Annotated in this window: 24 protein-coding genes and 1 pseudogene; 17 read left to right on the plus strand and 8 right to left on the minus strand. The window is 63.0% G+C overall.

Going from position 1 to position 24,526, the window contains the following annotated elements; genetic code table 11:
- The first annotated feature begins 6 nt into the window (after positions 1-6).
- The 8 genes from AC3WJM_RS12200 to dnaE all read left to right on the plus strand — a co-directional run bounded on the left by AC3WJM_RS12200 (position 7) and on the right by dnaE (position 8,555).
- Complete coding sequence (locus tag AC3WJM_RS12200; protein WP_492271973.1) at positions 7-702, plus strand: purine nucleoside phosphorylase YfiH/LACC1 family protein; 696 nt, start codon at positions 7-9, stop codon at positions 700-702.
- Positions 695-1,444, plus strand: a complete 750-nt coding sequence (locus tag AC3WJM_RS12205) for a YggS family pyridoxal phosphate-dependent enzyme (RefSeq protein ID WP_284991576.1) — start codon at positions 695-697, stop codon at positions 1,442-1,444. The genes AC3WJM_RS12200 and AC3WJM_RS12205 overlap by 8 nt, the downstream gene beginning before the upstream one ends.
- 88 nt (positions 1,445-1,532) lie before the next feature.
- The gene (locus tag AC3WJM_RS12210; protein WP_059389142.1) at positions 1,533-2,063 is read left to right on the plus strand and encodes a cell division protein SepF; all 531 of its coding nucleotides are present in this window, start codon (positions 1,533-1,535) and stop codon (positions 2,061-2,063) included.
- Between the two features lie 102 nt (positions 2,064-2,165).
- The gene (locus AC3WJM_RS12215) at positions 2,166-2,453 is read left to right on the plus strand and encodes a YggT family protein (protein WP_284991575.1); all 288 of its coding nucleotides are present in this window, start codon (positions 2,166-2,168) and stop codon (positions 2,451-2,453) included.
- Between the two features lie 166 nt (positions 2,454-2,619).
- Positions 2,620-3,303 carry a DivIVA domain-containing protein gene (locus AC3WJM_RS12220; protein WP_284991574.1) on the plus strand — a complete coding sequence of 228 codons (684 nt, stop codon included), beginning with the start codon at positions 2,620-2,622 and terminating at the stop codon, positions 3,301-3,303.
- A 93-nt stretch (positions 3,304-3,396) separates the two neighbouring features.
- Positions 3,397-4,017 carry a signal peptidase II gene (gene lspA, locus AC3WJM_RS12225; protein ID WP_059389140.1) on the plus strand — a complete coding sequence of 207 codons (621 nt, stop codon included), beginning with the start codon at positions 3,397-3,399 and terminating at the stop codon, positions 4,015-4,017.
- Positions 4,010-4,936: an RluA family pseudouridine synthase gene (locus tag AC3WJM_RS12230; RefSeq protein WP_307055747.1), complete on the plus strand. Its 927-nt coding sequence runs from the start codon at positions 4,010-4,012 to the stop codon at positions 4,934-4,936. Before lspA ends, AC3WJM_RS12230 begins: the two co-directional genes overlap by 8 nt.
- A 61-nt stretch (positions 4,937-4,997) precedes the next feature.
- Positions 4,998-8,555 (plus strand): DNA polymerase III subunit alpha, encoded by a 3,558-nt coding sequence (dnaE, locus tag AC3WJM_RS12235; protein ID WP_492271974.1) that lies wholly within the window; start codon positions 4,998-5,000, stop codon positions 8,553-8,555.
- A gap of 71 nt (positions 8,556-8,626) precedes the next feature.
- Here dnaE and AC3WJM_RS12240 read toward each other — a convergent pair whose 3' ends face one another.
- On the minus strand, positions 8,627-9,085 hold the full coding sequence (locus AC3WJM_RS12240; protein ID WP_113990687.1) for a flavin reductase family protein: 459 nt from the start codon (positions 9,083-9,085) through the stop codon (positions 8,627-8,629).
- Between the two features lie 158 nt (positions 9,086-9,243).
- Between AC3WJM_RS12240 and AC3WJM_RS12245 the strand changes: the two genes are divergently transcribed.
- The 3 genes from AC3WJM_RS12245 (at position 9,244) to nrdR (ending at position 11,861) form a co-directional block, all read left to right on the plus strand.
- Positions 9,244-9,795, plus strand: coding sequence for a hypothetical protein (locus AC3WJM_RS12245; protein ID WP_059389136.1), 552 nt, complete (start codon positions 9,244-9,246; stop codon positions 9,793-9,795).
- 9 nt (positions 9,796-9,804) lie between these two features.
- The gene (gene hisD, locus AC3WJM_RS12250) at positions 9,805-11,178 is read left to right on the plus strand and encodes a histidinol dehydrogenase (RefSeq protein ID WP_492271975.1); all 1,374 of its coding nucleotides are present in this window, start codon (positions 9,805-9,807) and stop codon (positions 11,176-11,178) included.
- A gap of 170 nt (positions 11,179-11,348) precedes the next feature.
- Positions 11,349-11,861 (plus strand): transcriptional regulator NrdR, encoded by a 513-nt coding sequence (nrdR, locus tag AC3WJM_RS12255; RefSeq protein ID WP_084784530.1) that lies wholly within the window; start codon positions 11,349-11,351, stop codon positions 11,859-11,861.
- A gap of 50 nt (positions 11,862-11,911) precedes the next feature.
- Here nrdR and ppgK read toward each other — a convergent pair whose 3' ends face one another.
- Together ppgK and map are read right to left on the minus strand one after the other, a co-directional pair.
- The gene (gene ppgK, locus AC3WJM_RS12260; RefSeq protein ID WP_492260561.1) at positions 11,912-12,715 is read right to left on the minus strand and encodes a polyphosphate--glucose phosphotransferase; all 804 of its coding nucleotides are present in this window, start codon (positions 12,713-12,715) and stop codon (positions 11,912-11,914) included.
- Positions 12,716-12,787: 72 nt separating this feature from the next.
- Positions 12,788-13,666 (minus strand): type I methionyl aminopeptidase, encoded by an 879-nt coding sequence (gene map, locus AC3WJM_RS12265; RefSeq protein ID WP_059389133.1) that lies wholly within the window; start codon positions 13,664-13,666, stop codon positions 12,788-12,790.
- A gap of 113 nt (positions 13,667-13,779) precedes the next feature.
- On the opposite strand from map, the gene AC3WJM_RS12270 reads away from it, so the two are divergent.
- Positions 13,780-13,944: an SPOR domain-containing protein gene (locus AC3WJM_RS12270; RefSeq protein ID WP_113990679.1), complete on the plus strand. Its 165-nt coding sequence runs from the start codon at positions 13,780-13,782 to the stop codon at positions 13,942-13,944.
- A 12-nt stretch (positions 13,945-13,956) separates the two neighbouring features.
- Here the strand turns inward: AC3WJM_RS12270 and panB are convergent, their stop codons facing one another.
- Complete coding sequence (gene panB / locus AC3WJM_RS12275; RefSeq protein WP_284991571.1) at positions 13,957-14,868, minus strand: 3-methyl-2-oxobutanoate hydroxymethyltransferase; 912 nt, start codon at positions 14,866-14,868, stop codon at positions 13,957-13,959.
- A gap of 190 nt (positions 14,869-15,058) precedes the next feature.
- Here panB and AC3WJM_RS12280 point away from each other — a divergent pair, with 190 nt between their 5' ends.
- From AC3WJM_RS12280 to AC3WJM_RS12290, 3 genes are read left to right on the plus strand one after another with little or no spacing between them, the layout of a single operon-like run.
- A complete protein-coding gene (locus AC3WJM_RS12280) occupies positions 15,059-16,399 on the plus strand; it encodes a glutamine synthetase family protein (protein WP_284751784.1) in 1,341 nt (446 codons plus the stop codon).
- Between the two features lie 9 nt (positions 16,400-16,408).
- Entirely contained in the window at positions 16,409-19,420 is a 3,012-nt protein-coding gene (locus tag AC3WJM_RS12285) for a bifunctional [glutamine synthetase] adenylyltransferase/[glutamine synthetase]-adenylyl-L-tyrosine phosphorylase (RefSeq protein ID WP_492271976.1), read from the plus strand.
- 50 nt (positions 19,421-19,470) lie between these two features.
- Positions 19,471-19,992, plus strand: a complete 522-nt coding sequence (locus tag AC3WJM_RS12290) for a GNAT family N-acetyltransferase (protein WP_492271977.1) — start codon at positions 19,471-19,473, stop codon at positions 19,990-19,992.
- A gap of 7 nt (positions 19,993-19,999) precedes the next feature.
- Here the strand turns inward: AC3WJM_RS12290 and AC3WJM_RS12295 are convergent, their stop codons facing one another.
- Positions 20,000-20,260 (minus strand): hypothetical protein, encoded by a 261-nt coding sequence (locus AC3WJM_RS12295; protein ID WP_059389129.1) that lies wholly within the window; start codon positions 20,258-20,260, stop codon positions 20,000-20,002.
- Positions 20,261-20,690: 430 nt separating this feature from the next.
- On the opposite strand from AC3WJM_RS12295, the gene AC3WJM_RS12300 reads away from it, so the two are divergent.
- Positions 20,691-20,855, plus strand: coding sequence for a DUF2207 domain-containing protein (locus AC3WJM_RS12300; RefSeq protein ID WP_148667595.1), 165 nt, complete (start codon positions 20,691-20,693; stop codon positions 20,853-20,855).
- A gap of 171 nt (positions 20,856-21,026) precedes the next feature.
- Here AC3WJM_RS12300 and glnA read toward each other — a convergent pair whose 3' ends face one another.
- On the minus strand, positions 21,027-22,451 hold the full coding sequence (gene glnA, locus AC3WJM_RS12305; protein ID WP_059389128.1) for a type I glutamate--ammonia ligase: 1,425 nt from the start codon (positions 22,449-22,451) through the stop codon (positions 21,027-21,029).
- A 319-nt stretch (positions 22,452-22,770) separates the two neighbouring features.
- On the opposite strand from glnA, the gene AC3WJM_RS12310 reads away from it, so the two are divergent.
- The gene (locus AC3WJM_RS12310) at positions 22,771-23,208 is read left to right on the plus strand and encodes an RDD family protein (protein WP_059389127.1); all 438 of its coding nucleotides are present in this window, start codon (positions 22,771-22,773) and stop codon (positions 23,206-23,208) included.
- 66 nt (positions 23,209-23,274) lie between these two features.
- Here AC3WJM_RS12310 and AC3WJM_RS12315 read toward each other — a convergent pair whose 3' ends face one another.
- Both AC3WJM_RS12315 and AC3WJM_RS12320 read right to left on the minus strand, forming a co-directional pair.
- Entirely contained in the window at positions 23,275-24,039 is a 765-nt protein-coding gene (locus tag AC3WJM_RS12315) for a DUF4191 domain-containing protein (RefSeq protein WP_059389126.1), read from the minus strand.
- An 89-nt stretch (positions 24,040-24,128) separates the two neighbouring features.
- Positions 24,129-24,526: pseudogene (locus tag AC3WJM_RS12320) on the minus strand (lipoyl synthase); the annotation flags it as partial.

Genomic DNA, 24,526 nt, shown 5'->3' on the forward strand with positions numbered 1-24,526 from the left:
CCAGTAGTGTTTTGGTGGCGAAAAGAAGTGCGGCCCGGAATTTCGGTTGCCTTCTCCGATGACGATGCGGGCAACCTTGCACTGCACGTAGCGGACAATCCTGACGACGTCATGGTGCGCCGGGCCCGGCTGGAAGCAGCAGCGGGGCTCGGCGGACGCCGTTTCCAATACATGAACCAGGTCCACGGAAAAGCCGTCGAATTCATCTCCGTGCCCGGGGACGGACCAACGGTGGACGCCATGGTGTCAAGGGGGCAACCCCTCGCGGTCATGGTGGCCGATTGTGTCCCCGTTGTGCTCTTGGGCAAAGTGCCGGATGACGTCAATCCCGTCCTTGCGGTGGTCCATGCCGGCCGGCCCGGGGTTGCCGCCGATATCGTTTCGGCCACTGTGGTGGAGATGCGAAACCGCGGCGCGGCGGCCATCAGCGCCTGGGTGGGCCCTTCCATCTGCGGTGAATGCTACGAAGTTCCGGAACAGCTGCGGACGGACGTGGCTGCCGCGGTTCCGGAAACCTGGTCCACAACCTCGTGGGGCACGGCCGCACTGGACCTGCCTGCCGGTGTGCGTGCCCAGCTGCAGGCACTCGACGTCACGGTCGAGTACTCGGGGGAGTGCACGCGGGAGACCGCCCGGCTCTTCTCGTACCGGCGCAATCAGAAAACAGGGCGGTTTGCAGGTTTGGTGTGGACGCATGAGTGAGGATTTCCCCACGGCGGAAAGCGCCGCGGGCGATCGGCGTACGGCCGAGCTGCGCGAACGGCTCTCCGCGGTCCGCCAAAGGATTTCGGCGGCAACCGCGGCCGCCGGGCGAAGCGAAGAGCCGCAACTGATAGTCGTCAGCAAGTTCCATCCCGCAGCGGACGTAGCGCGGCTAGCGGCACTTGGCGTGACGGATGTCGGCGAAAACCGGGACCAAGAGGCGGCCGCGAAGTCCGCCGAGCTCGCCGGACTCCCGGTGCGTTGGCACTTCATTGGCCAACTGCAAAGCAACAAGGCCAAGTCCGTCGTGAAGTACGCGTTCTCCGTGCAATCGATCGACCGTCCGCAACTCGCCGAGGCACTTGCAAAGGCCGTTGCGCGGCAACAGTCCGAGTCCGGCAGGCCGGACCTCGACTGCTACATCCAGGTCAGTCTTGAGGACGACGGCGGCGCCCACCGCGGCGGTGCCGCTCCGTCCGACGTCGAGCGCCTCGCGGAATCCATCGCAACCGCCGCCGGACTGCGCCTGGCCGGCGTGATGGCGGTCGCGCCGCTCGGTGCGCCCCCGGAGGAAGCGTTCGAGAAACTCGCCAACATTTCACGGGATCTTCGGGGACTTCATCCGGACGCCGTGGGGGTATCCGCCGGGATGAGCCAGGACCTCGAAGCTGCCGTTCAATTCGGTGCGACACACCTGCGAATTGGCTCGGATATTCTCGGTTCGCGCCCGCGCGTGGGGTAGCGTCAAAGTATTGGAAGCGACGGGCCGGGATTTCAGCGATGTCAAGTCATGGGCGGCCCGCCCACTGCAGACACGATAGGAGTCCAGCATGGCTGGCGCACTGCGCAAGACAATGGTTTATCTTGGGCTCGCCGATGGCGATGAACACTACGAGTCTGAGCAGCACGTGCAGCACACGGACGAGGACCGGTCGGTCGACCACAATCGTGAAGAGCGCCGCGCCCCAGCACCTGTACGTGAAGTAGTTCGTGAAGTCCCCCCTGTCGCCGAAGAGGAATACCGCGCACCCGTGACACCTATCAAGCGTGCGGCGTCCAGCCGCGAAGACGCCTCCGGTCTGAGGCAGATCACCACTGTCCATCCCCGCTCCTACAATGACGCCAAGATCATCGGCGAGAGTTTCCGGGATGGCATCCCGGTGATCATGAACGTCACGGACATGGGCGAGGCAGATGCCAAGCGCCTCGTCGATTTTTCCGCCGGTTTGGTCTTCGGACTCCACGGCAGCATTGAGCGCGTCACCAGCAAGGTTTTCCTGCTGTCGCCGTCGTACGTCGAAGTTCTCGGCGACGACAAGAAGGTCAGCGAAGCGCAAGCAACGTTCTTCAACCAGAGCTAGCGCGGTCAACCCGGATGCCAGGCAGAGCGATCTGCCTGGCATCTGTGTTGCAATAGAGGGACTGACCGGAAAAATGGCGAACTAGGAGATCTGAGCTAACCCGTGGGCATAGTTTTCGGCCTTTTGTACATTGCATTGCTGCTGTTCCTGGTCACCCTCATCATCAGGCTCGTTTTCGATCTGGTGCAGATGTTTGCGCGCCAGTGGCGCCCCCGCGGTGGCGCCTTGGTGGCCGCGCACGTGGTCTATTCCGTGACTGATCCGCCCTTGAAACGGATCCGCCGGCTCATTCCACCGCTGCAGCTTGGTGGGGTGTCCCTTGACCTGGCATTTCTGATCGTGTTTATTGTCGTCAGCATCGCGATGGGATTCGTCTACTCGCTGGCGTAGCTCTTCCGCAGTCCATGTGCCGTCAATCTGTTTTCTTCGGCTAGTGGGCTGCAAACCTCCGACCCAACACGATGGTGTTGAATTGGGGGAATCAGATGATATTTAGGTACCGTAGTTTTGAACGGCCGGAAGGCCTACTGACTAACTAGACCAACGAGGTGACCAGATGGCTTTGACGCCAGAAGACGTTGTCAACAAGCGCTTTCAGCCGACCAAGTTCCGCGAAGGCTACGACCAGGACGAGGTCGACGACTTTCTCGACGAAATCGTCGTCGAGCTGAGGCGCTTGAACCAGGAGAACGACGAGCTCCGCAAGAAGCTCGCCGAAGGCGGAAACCCGGTCCCTGCCAGCGCGGCATCGGCACCCGTGGTCGAGAAGGTGCCCGCTCCGGTGAAGGCCGACAAGGACGCACAGGCCAAGGCGGAAGCCGAAGCGAAGGCCGCCGAGGCCGAGAAGAAGAAGGAGCCGGCCGTTGCCGCCGCTCCGGCCCCGGCCGCACCTTCCGCAGGCTCTCCTTCCGCCGAGTCCGCAGCCGGCCTGCTGGCCATGGCCCAGCAGATGCACGACAAGCACGTGGCCGATGGCGAGCAGCAGAAGGAAAAGATCATTGCCGAGGCACAGATCGAAGCCTCCAGCCTCGTCAACGACGCGCAGGATAAGTCCCGCAAGATCCTCGGTGCCCTCGAGCAGCAGCGCAGCGTTCTCGAACGCAAGGTGGAGCAGCTCCGCGGCTTCGAGCGCGACTACCGCTCCCGCCTGAAGGCCTACATCGAAGGCCAGCTGCGTGACCTGGATGCCCGCGGCTCGGTTGCCGCTCCTGAGGTCGGCGAAGCCGCCGCAGAGGTCTAGCAAGTATTCTGAAAGCCGGTGGCTGGGGATTCCTCGGCCACCGGCTTTCGCCTGTTAAGGCGCCAGAAGCCACGGTTACCGAATGAAAGTACTATGAGCGACGAACAAACTGACGGCACAGAACAAACGAACGGCACCACGGAGCCGGTCCGCACCAAAGCCCACACGTGGCGTCCGGCACTGCTTTGGGTCTTTGCCGGCTTCGCCGTATTCGCGTACGCCTTCGATCAACTGACCAAGCTCTGGGTCACCAGCACCATGGTCGAAGGCGAGCGGATCCCTGTGCTTCCTCCGCTCCTGCATTGGTACTACATCCGAAACTCGGGCGCTGCGTTCTCCATCGGTGAAAACGTCACGTGGGTCTTCACGATCGTCATGGCCGCCGTTTCGGTGGTGATTCTGTTCCAAGTGCGTCGATTGGGGTCGGTCTGGTGGTCACTGGCGCTCGGCCTGCTGCTGGGCGGCGCGCTCGGGAACCTTACGGACCGGCTTTTCCGCGAGCCTTCCTTCGCCATGGGCCACGTGGTGGACTTCATCCAGTTGCCCAACTTCGCAATCTTCAACATCGCCGACTCCGCGGTGGTTTCCGGCGTCGTGATCATCTGCCTGCTGACCATACGGGGGATCGGACTCGACGGCTCCCGCCATCATTCCGCCGATTCCGCGCCGGCAAAATCCGGCACGCCGGAAGAACAGGCTCCGGGCGATGTCTGAGCAGTTCGTGGTGCCCGAAGAATTGGGCGGGGCAAGGGCCGACGCGGGCTTGGCGAAGATGATGGATATCTCCCGCTCCGCGGCCGCCTTGTTGATCGCCGAGGGCAATGTCACAGTCTCCGCGAACACAGTGGGCAAGTCGGCGAAACTCATTGCCGGGTCCGTGTTGGAAGTCACCGTTCCCGAACGCAGGGATCCCTTGGAAGTCGTGGAGGAAGTCGTGGAAGGCCTGAATATCCTGTTGGACGATGACGATTTTGTCGTCATCGACAAACCGGTCGGCGTGGCGGCGCACCCGTCTCCGGGTTGGGTTGGTCCTACCGTGGTGGGTGGCCTCGCCGGTGCGGGATACCGGATCTCGACGTCAGGCGCGCCTGAACGTGCCGGCATCGTCCACCGCCTCGACGTCGGAACGTCGGGAGTCATGGTCGTGGCCAAGAGCGAACACGCTTACACGGTGCTCAAGCGGGCCTTCAAGGAACGCACGGTGGACAAGGTGTACCACGCAGTGGTCCAGGGCCTGCCGGATCCCCTGGAAGGCACCATAGACGCGCCCATCGGGCGCCACCCCGGGCATGATTGGCGATTCGCGGTGATCGAGGATGGCCGTCCCTCAGTGACGCACTACGAAGTCCTCGAGGCCTATGGCAAGGCGACCCTCGTGGAAATTCATCTTGAGACAGGCAGGACACACCAGATCCGGGTTCACTTCTCGGCCCTCCGGCACCCCTGCGCCGGCGACCTGACCTATGGGGCGGACCCCCGTTTGGCTGCCAACCTGGGACTGACCCGGCAGTGGCTGCACGCGCGGCGGCTTGGCTTCAACCACCCCCGGACCGGCGAGTGGGTGGAAGTCACCAGCCAGTATCCGGCGGACCTGCAATACGCGCTCGAGCTTCTGGAAAGCGGCAACGCGTAGCGCGATCCACGCTTCCAGCGCGCCACTCCAACCGCGGGGTCCCTGCCGGTAGACTGTCGTGGTGACTTCCAGCAATGACTCGTTCGTCCATCTGCACACCCACACCGAATACTCCATGCTGGATGGTGCGGCCCGTCTCACTGAGTTGTTTGACGAGACCGAGCGGTTGGGCATGCCGGCACTGGCCACCACGGACCACGGGTACTTGTTCGGTGCCTTCGATTTCTGGAAGAAGGCCACCGACAAAGGCATCAAGCCGATCATCGGCGTCGAGGCCTATGTCACGCCGGGCACGGCGCGCGGCGACAAGGAGCGCGTCCGTTGGGGCGACGAGAGCCAGCGGGAAGACGACGTGTCCGGTGGTGGTTCCTACACCCACATGACGTTGTTGAGCTACAACAACGCGGGCATGCGGAATCTGTTCCGGGCATCCTCGATTGCTTCGCTCGACTCGGTGTTCGGCAAATGGCCACGCTTGGACCGGGAGTTGCTGAACACCTATTCCGAAGGCCTGATCGCCACCACCGGTTGCCCTTCCGGTGAAGTCCAGACCCGCCTCCGGCTGGGACAATACCGGGAGGCGCTGGCTGCGGCATCCGAGTTCCGCGACATCTTCGGTGCGGAAAACTACTTCTGCGAACTGATGGACCATGGCCTGGACATCGAGCGGCGGGTCACCGGCGATCTGCTGCGCCTGGCCAAGGAACTGAAGCTTCCGCTCGTGGCCACCAACGACCTCCACTACACGCACGAGCATGATGCGAAGGCCCACGAGGCGCTTTTGGCGATCCAGTCGGGCTCCACTCTGCTTGAGCCCACCTATGACAACGGCGGCTCCCGGTTCGCTTTCTCCGGCAGCGGCTACTACTTGAAGTCGCCGCAGGAGATGCGCGAGCTGTTCCGCGACCATCCCGAGGCCTGCGACAACACCTTGTTGATCGCCGAGCGCTGCGAAGTGTCCTTCAACACGGGCGCGAACTACATGCCGCGGTTCCCCTGCCCTCCCGGCGAGGACGAGACGTCCTGGCTCGTCAAGGAAGTGGCCACGGGACTCGATTACCGCTACCCGGACGGCGTCCCGGACAAGGTGCGCAAGCAAGCCGACTATGAGCTTGACGTCATCACCTCCATGGGCTTCCCGGGCTACTTCCTCGTGGTGGCCGACTTCATCAACTGGGCAAAGAACAACGGAATCAGGGTGGGCCCGGGCCGTGGTTCGGGTGCGGGCTCCATGGTGGCGTACGCCATGCGCATCACCGACCTCGACCCGCTGGAACACGGCCTGATTTTCGAGCGCTTCCTCAACCCGGACCGCGTATCCATGCCCGACTTCGACGTCGACTTCGATGATCGTCGCCGTTCCGAGGTGATCGACTACGTCACCCGGAAGTACGGCGACGAGCGCGTTGCCATGATTGTCACCTACGGAACCATCAAGACCAAGCAGGCGCTCAAGGACTCCTCCCGCGTGCTTGGCTACCCGTTCAGCATGGGTGAACAGCTCACCAAGGCCCTGCCACCGGCCGTGATGGCCAAGGACATCCCGCTGGCGGACATCCAGAACCCGGAGGCCAAGCGCTATGGCGAGGCCGGCGACTTCCGCCAGCTGATCAGCACCGACCCGGAGGCTGCCAAGGTCTTCGAGACCGCGCTGGGCATTGAGGGGCTGAAGCGGCAGTGGGGCGTGCATGCCGCCGGTGTCATCATGTCCTCGGACCCCATCATCGACGTCATTCCTGTCATGCGCCGCATCCAGGACGGCCAAGTCATCACGCAGTTCGATTACCCGACGTCCGAAGGCCTTGGCCTGATCAAGATGGACTTCCTCGGCTTGAGGAACCTGACGATCATTTCCGACGCGCTGGAAAACATCAAGATGAACCGGGGCGTCGACCTCGATCTTGAGCACCTGGCGTTGGACGACCCGGCGTCGTACGAGTTGCTGGCGCGCGGCGACACTTTGGGGGTCTTCCAGCTCGACGGCGGACCCATGCGGTCGCTGCTCAAGCTCATGAAGCCTGACAACTTCGAAGACATCTCCGCCGTGTTGGCGCTGTACCGGCCAGGTCCCATGGGTGCCAACGCGCACACCGACTACGCCCTGCGCAAGAACAAGATCCAGGAAGTCATCCCGATCCATCCGGAGCTCGAGGAACCGCTCTCGGAAATCCTCGGCGGAACCTACGGCCTGATCGTGTACCAGGAGCAGGTCATGGCCGTGGCCCAGAAGCTGGCCGGCTACTCACTGGGTCAAGCCGATATCCTGCGCCGTGCCATGGGCAAGAAGAAGAAATCCGAGCTGGACAAGCAGTTCGCCGGCTTTTCCCAAGGCATGCAGGACAACGGCTACTCCATGGAGGCCGTCAAGACCCTGTGGGACATCCTGCTCCCGTTCTCCGACTACGCCTTCAACAAGGCGCACTCCGCAGCGTACGGTGTCATCTCCTACTGGACTGCGTACCTGAAGGCCCACTACGCCCCCGAATACATGGCTGCCCTGCTCACGTCCGTGGGCGACGACAAGGACAAATCGGCGATCTACCTCAATGAGTGCCGGCGCATGGGCATCACGGTCCTACCGCCGGACGTCAACGAGTCAAGCCTCAACTTCACTCCTGTGGGAACCGACATCCGCTTCGGAATGGGGGCCATCCGCAACGTCGGCGTCAACGTGGTGGAAGCCATGGTGGCGGCCCGTGCGAGCGAGGGCGCCTACACCTCCTTCAAGGACTTCCTCATGAAGGTCCCGGCGGTGGTCTGCAACAAGCGCACCATCGAGTCCCTCATCAAGGCCGGCGCGTTCGACTCCCTCGGCCATCACCGGCGTGCTTTGGCCATGGTGCACGAAGAAGCGATCGACTCCGTCATCACGCTCAAGCGCAATGAGGCGATCGGCCAGTTCGATCTCTTTGCCGGATTCGAGGACCAGGAGCCGCAGGCCTCCCTGAGCACGGAGATCCCGGACCTACCGGAATGGGAGAAGAAGGACAAGCTCGCCTTCGAGCGGGACATGCTGGGACTCTATGTTTCGGACCACCCCCTGCAGGGGCTTGAGGGCGTGCTGAGCCAGCATGCAGAGCAATCGATCACGTCTATTCTCGGAGAAGACGGACCGCACGACGGCGCCATCGTCACCATTGCGGGTATGATCACTTCACTCAGCCGCAGGATCGCCAAAGCAAGCGGCAACGCCTACGCGCGGGCGGAGATCGAAGACCTCGGTGCTTCCATCGAGGTCATGTTCTTCGGCCAGGTGTACGGGCCCATCGCTTCGGTCCTCGCGGAGGACCTGATCGTGGTGGTCAAGGGCCGCTTGCAGCGGCGCGACGACGGTGCGGTCACCTTGAACTGCATGGAGCTCTCGGTTCCGGACCTGAGCGAGAGCACCAACGGTCCTCTCGTCATCACGATGCCCACCTACAAGGCAACCGAAGCCGTCGTCACCGATCTTCGCGATGTTTTGACCACCCACCGGGGAAACTCCGAGGTCAGGCTCCACTTGCAGGGCGACTCCAAGGTCGAGGTCATGGGCTTGCCCGTGCACCTGCGCGTGAATCCCACCCCGTCACTTTTCGGTGACCTCAAGGTACTTCTTGGCCCGACCTGCCTGGACACGTGACCGGTCGGCTACCTGAGCCAGCCGGCCGGTAACGCTGGATTTCCTGCCCTCACCGGATTTTCCTGCCCTGACTAAATTTCATAGTCGAGCGGAACCGGCTGGCCGTAGGAGCCCGAGTGGTACAGCAGGGGAGTGTCGTCCTCGCCGACCAGCCCGTCGACAACCTCCACCACCACGATCGCGTTGTTTTCGAAGGACAGGCGCATCTGGATCTTGCCGATCAGCCAGCCGGCCACGTTCTTGAGGATGGGGACATCGAAGGGCCCTGGCTCCCAATGATCGCCTTCAAACCTTTCCTGGGTGCGGGCGAAGCGGTCCGCGAGGGCCTGGTTCTCGAGGCCGAGCATGTGCAAGCCGATATACGTCGAATTCGCCACCGCCGGCCAGGAACTGGAACTGCGGGACATGTTGAACGTGAAGCGGGGCGGCTCGGCCGACAGCGAAGCCACGGAGGTCGCAGTGAACCCGAAAGGCTTGCCGTTGAGGTCGGCAGTGATGATGGCCACGCCGGCGGCATGCCGGCGGAACATTTGCTTGAATGTTGCTTCAAAAGCTGGATTGTCCGAAGCCACTTTGCCGATCTCCTGCGTGAGCTATTGGTATTAACGCTGGTGGATTCAGCGTATTCCGCTGCTCGCCGGCACGCTTGCTTGTTGGGCGTCCAGAAACGTTTGTTAATGTTTGTGTCATGACCAAGCCAACATCGAACCTTCTCGTCTCCGGCCCCGCGGGGGATACTGACCCGGACACCGGAACGGACACGCGGGACCGCACATGGTGGCTTTGGCTCGCGGTGCCCGCCGCCTCGGGCGTTGGGCTGGGCCTCGCTTGGTGGCTGTTGGCTCCGGGTGGCCTCAACGTGATCTCGGGAAATCCTGCCCTCGCCGATCCGACGGCTTCGGCGGGGCGGCTCCCGAGGGATTTGGTCCTTGCCGGGCTTCTGCTGCTTTCCGGCTGCTTCACCGCGGTCCTGCTCGACAGCAAGGTCCGGAGGCCGGGGCACGGCCTCCGCACGTTCCTGGCCGTTCTCGGTGGTGCCGTAGGGGCCTTGGTGGCCTGGCAGGTGGGTCTGCTGGCCGCGCAATGGTGGGGCTCCGCCTCGAGTGGAAGTGACGGCTTCTCATTACGGTCGGTGACGGCCCTCTTGCTGTGGCCAGGGGCGACGGCCCTTGTGACATTCCTCCTGACGCTTTTCAGCTTGATGGGAAAGCAGCCGGAGGGACCGCCGCTTGCCCCGTAAAATGATCTGGTGACCAATTTCCCGGAGAATCCTGCCGAAACCGCCGCCCAGTCCCTGGACTTCCACCGCATTGACTTGCGCGGACGGTCCCTGACCTTGGCGGAACTGCGCGCCGTGGTGCCCCGGGCGAAACATCAGACCATGGCGGACGCCGAGCAAAAAGTCCTGGACATCATTGCGGCCGTCCGTTCCCGCGGCTTCGAAGCGCTTGGGGAGTTCGCATTGGCGTTCGACGGCGTGGAACAGTCCCATCCGCGAGTGCCGGCTGCCGCCCTTGCCGAAGCCCTTGAAAACCTGGATCCTTCAGTGCGCGCAGCCCTGGAGGAATCCATCCGCCGTGCCCGGCGTTTTGCGGATGGCCAACGGCCTGCGAACGTCGACGTTGAACTGGGGGACGGCGCCGTCGTCAGCCAGAACTGGGTACCCGTGGGCCGCGTGGGTTTGTATGTTCCCGGCGGCCTGGCCGTCTACCCGTCCTCCGTCATCATGAACGTTGTTCCGGCGCTGGCCGCCGGGGTTGCCTCGATCGCCTTGGCTTCCCCGCCCCAGAAGGACTTCGGAGGCCTGCCCCACCCCACCATCCTGGCAGCTGCCGCTTTGCTCGGCATCGACGAGGTCTATGCCATTGGAGGCGCCCAGGCGATTGTTTCCTTTGCCTACGGCATCCCCGGGGCTGCCGATGATCAGGCGATCGAACCGGTGGACGTTGTGACCGGTCCGGGAAACATTTTCGTGGCCACCGCGAAGCGTCTTGTGAAAGGCGTCGTGGGGATCGACTCCGAGGCCGGCACCACCGAGATCGCCATTTTGGCTGATGCTTCGGCCCGTCCGGCGCTCGTGGCCGCTGACCTCATCAGCCAGGCAGAGCACGACCCCAAGGCGGCGTCTGTCCTGATCACCGACTCCGAGGAACTCGCCACCGCTGTGCAGCGGGAACTCACGGTGCAGGCAGGAACCACGAAGCATGGCGAGCGGGTCACCACCGCATTGTCGGGACCCCAGTCGGGCGTGGTGCTGGTGGACGATATCGAGCAGGGCATCGCGGTCTGCGATGCCTACGCGGCAGAGCACCTGGAAATCATGACGGCGGACGCAGCAGCGGTCGCCGCAAGGATCCGCAACGCGGGCGCGATTTTCGTGGGGGACTACAGCCCGGTCAGCCTCGGAGACTACTGTGCAGGATCCAACCACGTTTTGCCCACGAGCGGCACCGCAGCCTTCTCTTCCGGACTGAACGTGACAACATTCCTCAGGGCCGTACAGGTGATCAACTACGACAAGGCTGCCTTGGAGCAAGTCAGCAAACACATCGTGAGCCTCTCCGATGCCGAAGACCTGCCCGGCCACGGCGACGCCGTCAAGATTCGTTTCGCGGGGGCCTAAACCACTACATGTATGGGTCACAACCACTACATATAGTAATTACAGTCTTGTCATTAGGCCTTATATAGCCGTAAACTGGTGCCGGAAGTCAAACTTCCGGCACCTTTTGCGTTCCCGGCCGATCCCGCCGCGGGGACAGGTGGCCGGGAACCGAGCAGGGGAGGCCCAGCGTGTATTGTCCGTTCTGCCGAAACCCCGACTCACGTGTTGTGGACAGTCGAATGGCCGACGACGGCTCGGCCATCCGCCGTCGGCGCCAGTGCCCCGAGTGCGGACGCCGTTTCACCACCGTGGAGACCACCAGCCTTTCCGTCATCAAACGCTCAGGCGTGGGGGAACCCTTCAGCCGGATCAAGATCATCAACGGCGTTCGCAAGGCCTGCCAAGGCCGTCCCGTGACCGAGGACGACCTTGCGATGCTGGCCCAGGAAGTCGAAGAAAACATCCGCTCTTCCGGTGCGGCGGAGATCGATGCCCACGAGGTCGGCCTGGCCATCCTTGGACCACTCCAGAAGCTGGACGAAGTCGCCTACTTGCGATTTGCCAGCGTTTACCAGGCCTTCGAATCGCTTGAGGACTTCGAGTCGGCCATTTCGCTGCTCCGCCACGAGGCCGAAACCGCAGCCGCGGATAATGCGGCGAAGGGCGCCAAGGGCAAGAGCTCCGAGAAGAGCCCCATCTAGCTCCGGTGGCGGCAGCGGAGGGGAAGCCGCAGCCGCCACCGGCACCACGTCTACTTGGCGAGCTTGTGGTGGAGGGCGACGTCCAGCGCGGCCCCCACGATTCCGGCGTCGTTCTTCAGTTCCGCCGTGACGATGCGTGTCCGCAGATCCAAGTGCGGGAAGTACTCGTCCGAACGCTTCGAGATACCGCCACCGATGATGAAGAGCTCGGGGGAGAACAGGAACTCGACGTGGGAGAGATAGCGCTGCAGCAGCACGCTGTACTCTTCCCAGCTCAAGCCGTCGCGTTCACGCGCGACGGCGGATGCCTTCGTCTCGGCGTCGTGGCCGTCCACTTCGAGGTGGCCGAGCTCGGCGTTGGGCACCAGGTGCCCGTTGAAGATGAAGGCCGAGCCGATGCCCGTTCCGAGGGTGATCACCAGAACTGTGCCGTCGACGCCTTCGCCTGCGCCGTAGCGGGCTTCAGCGAGACCGGCTGCGTCGGCGTCGTTGATGACCTCGACGGGACGGTCCAGGCGCTTGGTGAGGAGCGAATCAATGTCCGTGTTGAGCCAGGACTTGTCCACGTTGGCGGCAGAGCGGACCACGCCGTGCTGGATGATTCCGGGGAAAGTGACTCCCACGGGCGAACCCTTGGCCGGAGCATCCTCACGGGCCGACAACTCTTCGACGATCTGTGCGATCACCTCGGCGACGGCTTCGGGAGTGGCGGGTTGCGGCGTCGGTATGCGGAGGCGGTCCCCGAGCAGCTTGCCTTTCTTGAGATCGACGATGCCGCCCTTGATGCCGGTGCCACCGACGTCGATGCCGATCAGCGGGCCGTTCTTGTGGATCTTCTCATCCTTCTTGGTCAATGCGTTTCCGTTCATGGCAGGAGGGGTGGGCATGTCGCAGCGCGAACGGCTGCAGGTGACCTTCCGGAGAGCTTAGGGAAGAGTCAGGATTTCGGCGCCGGTCTCGGTGACCAACAGGGTGTGTTCAAATTGTGCGGTCCGCTTGTGGTCCCGGGTGACGACGGTCCATTCATCGGGCCACATGTCCCACTCGATCGTTCCAAGGGTGAGCATGGGTTCAATCGTGAAGACCATTCCGGCTTCGATGATGGTGTTGTAGGCCGGCGCGGCGTCGTAGTGGGGGATGATCAGGCCGGTGTGGAACGCCTCGCCGACGCCGTGGCCCGTGAAGTCACGGACCACGCCGTAGCCGAAGCGTTTCGCGTACGACTGGATGGCACGGCCGATCACGTTGATTTCGCGGCCGGGCGCTACGGCCTTGATGGCCCGGTTGAGCGACTCCTGGGTGCGTTCCACCAGGAGCCGGGACTCGTCGTCGACCTCGCCCACCAGGAAGGTGTAGTTCGTGTCGCCGTGGACGCCGTTGATGTAGGCGGTGATGTCGATGTTCAGGATGTCGCCGTCCCGGACGACGGTGCTGTCCGGGATGCCGTGGCAGATGACCTCGTTGAGCGAGGAGCACAGGGACTTGGGGAAGCCGCGGTAGCCAAGCGTCGACGGGTAGGCCTGGTGGTCCAGTATGAACTCGTGGCCGATCCGGTCCAACTGGTCGGTTGTGACGCCGGGCTCGATGTGCTTGCCCACCTCGACGATCGCCTGGGCCGCGATTTTGCTGGCGATGCGGATCTTCTCGATGGTTTCCGCAGACTTGACCTCTGAACCGGTGAACTTCGCGGGTCCCGGCTTGCCGACATACTCCGGGCGCGGGATGGACGCCGGAACAGGCAGCTGTGGGCTGACGGTCCCACGGGTCAGCGTGCCGATGGGTGCGGTCAGAGCGGGAGAAGGCATAGATTGATCATATAAGGGACGCACGAGACGCAAGTAACTAAGAAGCTAAATATCGGCCCGTGCGAAGGCACCGGCCCCGCCGGGCTTGCGGCGGGATTCGAAAAGGAGAAACCGTGGCGGAGTTCTGGTACAACGTTCAGACACACCAAATCGAAGAGGACGCGATGTCCGACTGGTCCCAGCTGATCGGTCCCTACAAGACCCGCGAAGAAGCGGAGCACGCCCTCGAAAAGGTCAAGGCCCGCAACGAAGCCTGGGACAAGGACGAGGAGGACTGAAGCTGCTTCCTCCTAGAAGGAGTGTTCCGGGCCGGGGAACTGGCCGGACCTGACGTCGTCGGCGTAGGCCTTCGCCGCGGCGCCCAGGGTGGTGCGAAGATCCGCGTATTGCTTGACGAACTTGGCCATCTTGCCGCCGCGCAGTCCGGCCATGTCCTGCCACACCAGAACCTGTCCAGTGGTCGCGTTGCCTGCGCCGATTCCGATAGTCGGTACGTCAATGGCTGCGTCGACGGCGGCAGCCGTTTCCGCGGGAACCATCTCCATGAGCACACAGAACGCTCCGGCGTTTGCGAGGGCAACGGCGTCTTCGACGAGGCGCGCGGCGTCGTCGCCCCGGCCCTGGACGCGGTAGCCGCCCAGCGAGTGTTCGCTCTGGGGCGTGAAGCCGATGTGCGCCATGACGGGAATGCCTGCCTGGACCATGGCCCGCACAGTTCCCGCATAGAACGCGCCGCCTTCGATCTTGACGGCGTGGGCCAAACCTTCCTTCAGGAAGCGGACGCCTGTTGCCACTGCCTGCTCCGGCGACACTTCGTAGCTGCCAAAGGGAAGATCGGCCACTACCAAGGCACGCTTGGCGGACCGGGCCACCGCGCGGCACAAGGGGAGGAGCTCGTCGACGGTCACGGGGAGGCTGGTTTCGTTCCCGAAGACGTTGTTGGACGCCGAATCGCCGATCAGCAGGACCTCGATGCCGGCCTGGTCGAAAATTTCCGCCGTGTATTGCTCATAGGCGGTCAACATCGCAAAGCGCTCACCCTTGGCCTTGGCCTGCTGCAGATGATGGGTGCGGATCCTCGCGGCGGGCTTCGGCGTTGAAGCATCCGCTGAAGCCCCGGAACCTGCCGCGGCAGGTCCCGTTCCGTAAGGCGCGGGAATTTCGGCGGGCATGCTGGAATCGGAACTGTTGCTTGGGGCCATGGATAGAGCGTATGCGGTACCGGCCGTCCTAGCCACCGGCGCATGGGGAGCCTCACATTTGTAAACGCTGTGTTACGCGAACCGGGGGTGCAGCCAATCCGGGCCAATGCTTAGTAGAGTGAATGCTGAGTTGTCGTCGGCTTCGAATCCCGAATCCGCGGCATGGACGTTGACCCGGAAATGAGGCCCCATGGACCGCCAGCAAGAGTTCGTTCTGCGAACTATCGAAGAGCGTGATGTGCGCTTCGTACGCTTGTGGTTTACCGACGTCGTCGGTTCCCTGAAATCGGTGGCACTTGCGCCGGCAGAAGTGGAAGGCGCCTTCGAAGAAGGCCTGGGTTTCGACGGTTCGGCCATCGAGGGCCTCGCCAGGGTGTTCGAATCCGACATGCTTGCCCAGCCAGACCCCTCCACGTTCCAGATCCTCCCGTGGCGTGGTGAAACCGAGCAGACCTCCAGGATGTTCTGCGACATCCTGACCCCCGACGGCGAGCCGTCGGCCGCAGACCCCCGGAACGTGCTCAAGCGCACCCTCGCCAAAGCCGCGGACATGGGCTTCACGTGCTACACGCATCCCGAGATCGAGTTCTACCTCCTCAAGTCCCAGGACCTCGATGCCAACGGCGTTCCTGTTCCCGTTGACGAGGGCGGCTACTTCGACCACGTGCCCGGCGGCGTGGCACAGGACTTCCGTCGTACGGCCGTCACCATGCTTGAATCCGTGGGCATTTCCGTGGAGTTCAGCCACCATGAGGGCGGACCCGGCCAGAACGAGATCGATCTCCGCTACGCGGACGCCCTCCAGACGGCGGACAACATCATGACCTTCCGCACGGTCATCAAGGAAGTGGCCCTGCAGCAGGGCACCTACGCCACCTTCATGCCCAAGCCGTTCACCGACCACCCGGGGTCAGGCATGCACACCCACTTCTCGCTGTTCGAGGGTGACACCAACGCCTTTTACGAAGCCGGCGCCGAATTCCAGTTGTCCAAGACCGCACGCCAATTCATTGCCGGTATCCTCCGCCACGCGCCGGAATTCACCGCCGTCACCAACCAGTTCGTCAATTCGTACAAGCGTCTCTGGGGCGGCGGCGAAGCGCCGAGCTACCTGAGCTGGGGGCACAACAACCGTTCGGCCCTGGTTCGCGTGCCGCTCTACAAACCGGGCAAGGGCCAGTCCGCACGGATCGAATACCGCGGCATTGACTCTGCCACCAACCCGTATCTCGCCTACGCAGTGTTGCTCGGTGCCGGGCTCAAGGGCATCGAGGAAGGCTACGACCTTCCTGCCGCCGCGGAAGACGACGTTTGGTCGCTGACTTCGGCCGAGCGCAAGGCGATGGGTCACACTCCGCTTCCGGCCAGCCTCCACGACGCCATCCGCGCCATGGAGGATTCGGAACTCGTAGCGGACATCCTCGGCGAACAGGTCTTTGACCACTTCCTGCGCAACAAGCGTGCGGAATGGCAGGACTACCGGCTCCAGGTCACGCCTTATGAGCTCAAGCGCAATCTCGGCATTCTCTAGGCTGTGAGTGTGAGCCTGGCCCGCCGGCTCATCTCGGCCGGTTTCAGCGACCTTGAAAAGGGTGAGCGGTTCCTTGCCGCGCGTGAACTCGACGGCATCGACCAAGACACGATCTTCGCCGGTCTGCACCTGAGCGCCAACCCGGACACCGCGTTGCAGTCGCTGGTCCGTCTGATTGAGAAGCATCCCTCGCTCAGGCAGCTCGCCGGGGAGCACCCGGATCGGAGCGAGCCGCTTTACCGCTTGCTGGGGGCATCCGAAGCCTTGGGGGAGTTCCTGATCAGGCATCCGGAACACCTGGACGTCTTCGATGTCCGCGTCAGCCCGGAGCCCTTGTCCGCCGATGCCAGTGAGCTCCGGACGAAGCTGCTCCGATCGGTCAAGGCAGACCCCAACTCTCCCCGGCCCGTTGCCGCGATGACCGGAGCCAGCGCCTACACGGCTCTCCGGACGGCTTACCGTCGCGGGCTCACCGAACTAGCCATCAAGGACCTCTGCGCCGCCAGTCCGCAGGACTTCATGCCCGCCGTCGGTGCCGAACTGGCCGACCTCGCCGGTGCCGCGATAGAGGCGGCCCTCGCCGTTGCCAGGGCCGAAGCCGCGGCGACTTTCGATCCCGCCGATATTGCCGGCGTCGGGCTGGCCGTCATCGGCATGGGCAAGTGCGGTGCCCGGGAGCTCAACTACATCTCCGACGTCGACGTCATCTACGTGATCGAGGCACCGGACCTGGAGGACGCCGAGGCCGCGACCATCGGCACGGCCTTGGCCGCCGGGATATCCCGTGCCATTTCATCCACGGGGACCGAACCGGGTCTGTGGGAGGTCGACGCGAACCTGCGGCCCGAGGGGAAATCCGGTCCCCTCGTCAGGACGTTGCCCTCGCACTTGAGCTACTACGCGAAATGGGCTGAAAGCTGGGAGTTCCAGGCGCTCCTCAAGGCCCGGACCATCGCAGGAGACAGGGACCTGGGCTCGCGTTACGAGCAGGCTGTCCAGCCGCTCGTGTGGGCTTCCGCCGGCCGGGAAGGGTTCGTGGAATCGGTGCAGGCGATGCGCCGCAGGGTGACGAACAACATCGCCCCAGCCGAAGAGCAGCGCCAGATCAAACTCGGTCCCGGCGGGCTGCGCGATGTCGAGTTCACGGTCCAGCTCCTCCAACTTGTCCACGGAAAGTCCGATGAAACGCTCCGTTGCCGGGATACGACGTCGGCAATATCCGCGTTGTCCGCGGGCGGCTACATCGGCCGGGTGGACGCCGCTGCCTTCGACGCGGCCTACCGCTATCTGCGGGTACTTGAGCACCGCATCCAGTTGTTCCAGATGCGCCGTACCCACCTCATGCCCACAAGCCAGGAGTCTTTGCGGTTCCTCGCCAAGGCCGTCCTGGGGCCCTTTTCCACAGGCAGGCCGCATCCGGACGCGCTGGTTGAAACCTGGCAGAAGACCAAACGGTCCGTTCGTGAACTGCATGACCGCATCTTCTACCGGCCGCTGCTCAACACGGCCGCGAAGTTGAGCACCGAAGACGCCCGGCTCACTCCGGAAGCCGCCCAAGGGCGGCTTGCGGCACTCGGTTACCGCGACCCGCAAGGCGCCATGCGCCACATCGAGGCCCTCACGGCCGGGGTCAGCCGGCGCGCCGCATTGCAGCGGCAGTTGCTCCCTATCCTTCTCGGCTGGCTCGCCGAAGGTGTGGATCCCGACGCCGGACTGCTTGCCTTCCGCCGTGTCAGCGAAGCACTCGGTACCACCCATTGGTATCTCGGGATGCTCCGGGACTCGCAAGCGGCGGCCGAGCGGCTTTGCCACGTGCTCTCCAACTCACGGCTCATCGCGGATCTCCTGGAGGTTTCCCCGGAGTCCGTTGCGTGGCTTGGTTCCGACAAGGAACTCATGCCGCTGAGCTTCGAGGCGCAGTGGCAGGAAATCCAGTCCAAGATGTCGCGCCACGCCGATCCGGAAAACGCGATGCGGCTTATCCGGCTCATCAGGCGCCGGGAAATCCTCCGGATCGCCATCGCGGACAGTTCCGGCCTCCTGGAACAGGACGCAGTGGGCACGGCGTTGGCCGATGCCGACCGGGCTGCGGTTCTGGGCGCCTTGCATGTCGCCGAGTCCATCGTGGCTTCCGAGGGGCCCCTCACGACGCACGTGTTGGTGGTCGCCATGGGCAGGCAAGGCGGACGCGAGATCGGCTACGGCTCGGACGCCGACGTCATGTACGTCCACCGTGCCCTCCCCGGGGCGGGTGAATCCGAAGCCCAGCAACAAGCCCTTGCCATTGTGGGACACATTTCCACCTTGTTGACCCAACCCCTCAAACCGGCCATCCTGGCGGAGCGGGTCCTCACCGTCGACGCCGATCTTCGTCCCGAGGGGAAGAACGGGGCCATGGTCCGTTCCCTCGAGTCATACGCGGAGTATTACCGGCGATGGTCCCTCATCTGGGAAGCCCAGGCGCTGTTGCGGGCACAACCCATGGCCGGCAACGACGAATTGGCCGCGGAATTCCTTTGGCTCATCAACCCGATCCGGTACCCCGAATCGCTCGCCGAGACGGATGTGCGCGAGATCCGGCGCGTCAAGGCACGGGTTGAGTCGGAACGGCTCCCGAGAGGCGCCGATCCAGCCAGGCACGTCAAGCTCGGCCGGGGCGGACTGAGCGACGTCGAGTGGCTGGTGCAGCTGTTGCAGCTCCAACACGCCGGGAAGCATCCACAACTGCGGACCACGTCAACCCTGCAGGCCCTCGACGCGATCGAGTCGTTGGGCCTGATCGACAAGGGCGACATCTTGTTGCTTCGCGAAGCCTGGCGGCTCGCGAGCCGCATCCGCTCGGCGAATGTGATCTGCACCGGGCGTGCCTCGGATCTCCTCCCTGCTTCCCGAAGGGACCTGGAGGCCGTTGCCAGGTGGTGCGGTTACCCTCCCGGGCAGGCTGCGGTGTTCGAAGAAGACTATCTTCGCTTGAGCCGGCGGACCCGGGCGGTGTTCGAAAAGGACTTCTACGGCCAGTGAGCTCCAGGCCGGGCCGTCCCGCGAAGTACGGAGGCGGCTAAGCTCGAAGGATGCTGGAAACCGTGTGGCTCATTCCCCTGAAGGATCTCGACGACGATGCCCGCGCCATCACGCTCGGCGACGTCGCCGTCATGGAATTGGCCGCGGGGCAGGAAGACTTCGTCGGAGACCCGTTCAAGATGATGCTCATGGGGTTGGAAGACGAAAGCCGCCTGCCGTACGTGATCGAAGCGGCAGGCGCCGCCATCGGAGTATTTACCTTGCAGGCTGGTGCCGCAACCCTGGCAGGATGGCACGACGACGATTCCGCCTGGCTCTTGCGCGGGTTCCTGATCGACCAGAAGTGCCAGGGGAGAGGCCTGGGCTCCCTGTCTGCTGTGGCCGCTGCCCGGGAAGCGCAGAAGCTGACAGCAAGGCTGGGTGGCGGGCAGGCCGGCGTCGTGCTTTCCGTCAACGAACACAATCCGGCCGCCAAGGCTGCCTACGCAAACGCGGGTTTTGTCGAGACCGGCAGGTATTTGGGTGGTTCCGCCGGTCCGCAATGGACCATGTACCGGGGTTTCGGCGACTAGGCGGTACCTAGGACTCGACCAGCGTCACGATTGTTTCCGGGCGCACGCCGTCGAATTTCATCGCCTCGGCGGCAGCTTCGGACTCCAGCGTTCGCTGGAACGTCTCCATGTCCGGGACGTCGACGATCAAACCAACCCGGTTGGTTTTTTCCGGGTCCACGAACGTTCGAACTGTGAAGCCCAGGGGTCCGAAGAGTTCTTCCCGTTTCGGCGAGCTAAGCCAGTGCTCAACGTCATCGACCTCGTGGAAGATCATCAAGGTTGTCATCGTATGCCTCCGCTTTGAGTAGGTGCGTCAGGAGCCGGAAGGGATGAGGACTCTCTCTCAAGCATCCTGATCAGGCTGAACGTACCACGGCGTCCGCGCCCGCGACAGGGGCGTTGGAATGGCAGAACCGGGCGTGAATGCCGGTTCCGGTAGGCACGCCGGATTGCCCCATGGTTTTGGCTCTGCGGCGCGCCGCGGACACAGACGCTCGCTCACTTATGTGGGTGTTTGGCCGGACGCTCGCTCACCTATGTGGGTGTTTGGCCGGACGCTCCTGCAGACATGACCTCAAGGTGGACGTGTCCCTTTATGTGAGCGGGCGTCCCGGGAAGGATTAGAGTAATAAGCATGCTTATAGTAAGGTTGCTGAGGTTTGCACAGCGATAAAGGCAATCATCAGAATGTTTACGACTGAAACTGGAGCTACATCATGAATGTCATCCTCGGAATCGTCGCGGTCATCGCGATCCTTTTCTTTATCATTGGCGGCACCGTAAAGGCCCTGGGATTCCTTCTCTGGATCGCCCCGATATTGATCGTCTTGGCGATCATCGTCTTCCTCTTCCGGTTGATTAGCGGGCGCCGGCGGGTGTAGGAAAAATTGGGGGTCCGGCCCCTGCGATCCGGGGTCTTTACCAAAAGAACGGCTGTGTCTTTGCGGGCACAGCCGTTCTTTTTTGTGGGCACGAGTCCGACGGCGTTAAAGGGAAAGGGCCGCAGTTCACAAAAATGAACTGCGGCCCCTCATTTGCCTCGTGCGGTGTTACTAGACGCCGTAGTAGAGCTCGAACTCGTACGGGTTCGGGCGCAGCGACAGCGGACGGATCTCGTTCTCGTACTTGTACTCAATCCACGTGTCGATCAGGTCCTGGGTGAAGACACCGCCGGCCTGCAGGAACTCGTTGTCCTCGCGCAGGGCCTCGAGTGCTTCCTCAAGGGAGCCCGGAGCCTTGGGGATGTCCTTGGCTTCCTCTGCAGGCAGTTCGTACAGGTCCTTGTCGATCGGAGCCGGGGGCTCGATGCGGTTGCGGATACCGTCGATGCCGGCCATGAGCTGGGCGGAGAACGCCAAGTACGGGTTGGACGCGGCGTCCGGAGCGCGGAACTCGATGCGCTTGGCCTTCGGGTTGGAGCCCGTGATCGGGATGCGGATGCCGGCGGAGCGGTTGCCCTGCGAGTAGACCATGTTGACCGGAGCTTCGAAGCCCTTGACCAGGCGGCGGTAGGAGTTGACCGTCGGGTTGGTGAAGGCGAGCACGGCAGAGGAGTGCTTCAGCAGGCCGCCGATGTACCAGCGTGCAGTGTCGGACAGGCCGGCGTAGCCCTTCTCGTCGTAGAACAGCGGGTCGCCGTTGCTCCAGAGCGACTGGTGGCAGTGCATACCAGAGCCGTTGTCACCGAAAATCGGCTTCGGCATGAAGGTTACGGACTTGCCGTACTCCCACGCGGTGTTCTTGATGACGTACTTGAACTTCTGCAGGTCATCGGCTGCGTGGACCAGCGTGGTGAACTTGTAGTTGATCTCGGCCTGGCCGGCAGCGCCGACTTCGTGGTGCGAGCGCTCGACTTCGAGGCCTGCTTCGTCCAAGGCAATGCACATGGCGTCGCGGAGGTCAGCCTGGTGGTCAACCGGGGAAACCGGGAAGTAGCCGCCCTTGAAGGGGGTCTTGTAACCGAGGTTTCCGCCTTCTTCTTCGCGGCTCGTGTTCCAAGGTGCTTCAATCGAGTCGACCTTGTAGAAGGAACCCTGCGGGGAGGATTCGAACTGGACGTTGTCGAAGACGTAGAACTCAGCTTCGGGAGCAAAGAATGCCGTGTCCGCAATGCCGGTGGAGGCCAAGTAGGCTTCTGCCTTTTCGGCAACGCCGCGCGGGTCGCGGTGGTACGGGTCGCCGGTGCGCGGGTTCACGATGGAGAAGTTCAATGCCAGGGTCTTCTCGATGCGGAAGGCGTCGATGAAGGCCGTGGTGACGTCCGGGATGAGCTGCATGTCGGACTCGGCGATGCCCTGGAAACCGCGGATGGAAGATCCGTCAAAGAGCTGGCCGTTGACAAAGAAGTCAGCGTCAACGCTCTTGGCCGGCACATTGAAGTGCTGCTGGACGCCCGGAAGATCGGTGAAGCGGATATCGACGAACTTAACATCTTCGTCTTTGATGAACTTGAGGACTTCGTCCGCAGTCTTGAACATCTATGCTCCTAACGCATAACAGGTAACAGGCCCCTCGGGCCGTCTGGTCCAGCGCAAACCGAAAGCAGGGAAACAAAAAAGTATCCCTGATGCGGCGGCTAGCAACTTCTCCAACCATAGGGAAATGGGATTTCCCCGGAGTGTCAGTATTGTTTCGAGCAGGTTACAGAACTGCCTGCCGTGTAAACGCTACTGGTCTACTGCAGTGCCAGTCTATGTCTTTCGCCTGTGTGTCTGTTTCCTTGTGAAGACAGCCAACAGCCCGCCGGCGCCACCTCCCGCCGTCGGGCGTGCGATGGTGAAGCCGTAAGCTTGAAGTGTGGTTGATCGTAAAGATATTGGTTCATGGCTCACAGGGCCGGACACGTCCGGAATTTCCAAGTACCCGGGAGCGCGGCTCGGCCTCCCTGAATCCGGTCCAGGCTCCATGGCCCGGGCCGGCCGTCGCATCCTGGCAATCTGCATCGACTGGGTCATTGCCCTGGTGATCAGCAACTTTGCCTTCGGCGGCAACCAATGGGCGACACTCGCTGTCTTTGCGGTGGAACAGGTCCTTCTCATCGGCACACTGGGCTACAGCATCGGACACCGGGTTGCGGGCATCCACGTGGTACGGCTCGGAGGAGCGCAGGCAGGACCCTTGGCCGCTTTGGTCAGGACGATCCTCTTGTGCCTGGTGATTCCCGCGGTTGTTTTCGATCCTGACCAGCGTGGCCTCCACGACAGGGCCATGAACACGATCCTCATTCGGATGTAACTTTTTGCGCAGGCAAAAAAGCCGCCCGTTCCTGGAGATTCCAGGAACGGGCGGCTTTTGTCGTGGTTAGCGTCCGCGTGCGGCCTTGCGGTCAGGGCGTGCCTTGTATGGGTCGATGCCCTTCGGGATCGGCAGGCGGTTGCCCAGCGAAGAGATTCGCTTGCTGACAGCGCCGACCTCAACCTTGGTGAGTTCGTTCTTGTATTTGTTCATGGTCTTTGCGATCTGGCTGATGGGCACTTGGCCTTCGCCACGACCGCTTTCGATCACGTGAATGGTGACGTTCGGCAGGATACGGGCGAGCTTCTTGCGCTCGGCGTCAACCAGCGGCTTGACGCGATGCGACGGTCCCTCGCTGACCAGCACGACGCCGGGCCGGCCGATGGCGCGGAAGACGGCGTCCTGCGTACGCGGGTTGACGGCGACCGGCTGGTCTTCCGTGATCCAGCCGCGGCGCAGGGTTCCCAAAGCCGCACCGGAAGCTCCGGGCTGGTTCTCGATCTGCGCGAAGGCCGCACGTTCCGCGCGCCGCGAGAGGATGAAGACAGCTGCCAGCAGGCCCAAGGGGATGCCGATGATCAGGCCGGTGACCCAGTTGTTCAGGAAGAACCCGACGACGAGGCTGACAGCAACGACGCCAAGGAACGCCAACAGCATGAGCCACACGACGATGGGGTCATTGCGGCGGGTCATCTTGAAGACCTCGCCGATCTGCTTCAGCTGGCTCGGCTTCTTGGCCTTGGCTTCCTTGGGCTTGCGGGAAAACAAGCCGCGCTTGGGAGCGTCGGCAGCCGATGTTGTCGAGTTGCTGGAATCAGGGGATTTCGCCATAGTGCCTTAATTCTACGTGATTTATGCCAAAGGACCGGACGCCGGATTTGTCCGGGGTCCGGTCCTTTGACCGTGCTTTAGCCGACGTGCTATGCGTGGTGTGCGAGGAGGGTGCGGGCTTCCTGGCGGGTGGTGCCGGAGTCCTGGATGCCTTCGGCGATGTGTGCCAGGTGCGTGGGGATTTCGCGGCCTTTTTTGCGCATCGCGGTGGCCCAGAGGCGACCGGCGCGGTAGGAGGAGCGGACCAGGGGGCCGGACATGACGCCGAGGAAGCCGATTTCCTCGGCTTCGGTGGCGAGGTCGACGAATTCCTGGGGTTTGACCCAGCGGTCCACGGGCAGGTGCCGTTCGGAGGGGCGCAGGTACTGGGTGATGGTGATCAGGTCGCAGCCCGCGGCGTGCAGGTCGGTCAGGGCTTCGGAGATCTCTTCGCGGGTTTCGCCCATGCCCAGGATCAGGTTGGATTTGGTGACCATGCCGTGGGCGC

The sequence above is a fragment of the Arthrobacter sp. FW306-1B-G06A genome (assembly GCF_058781765.1).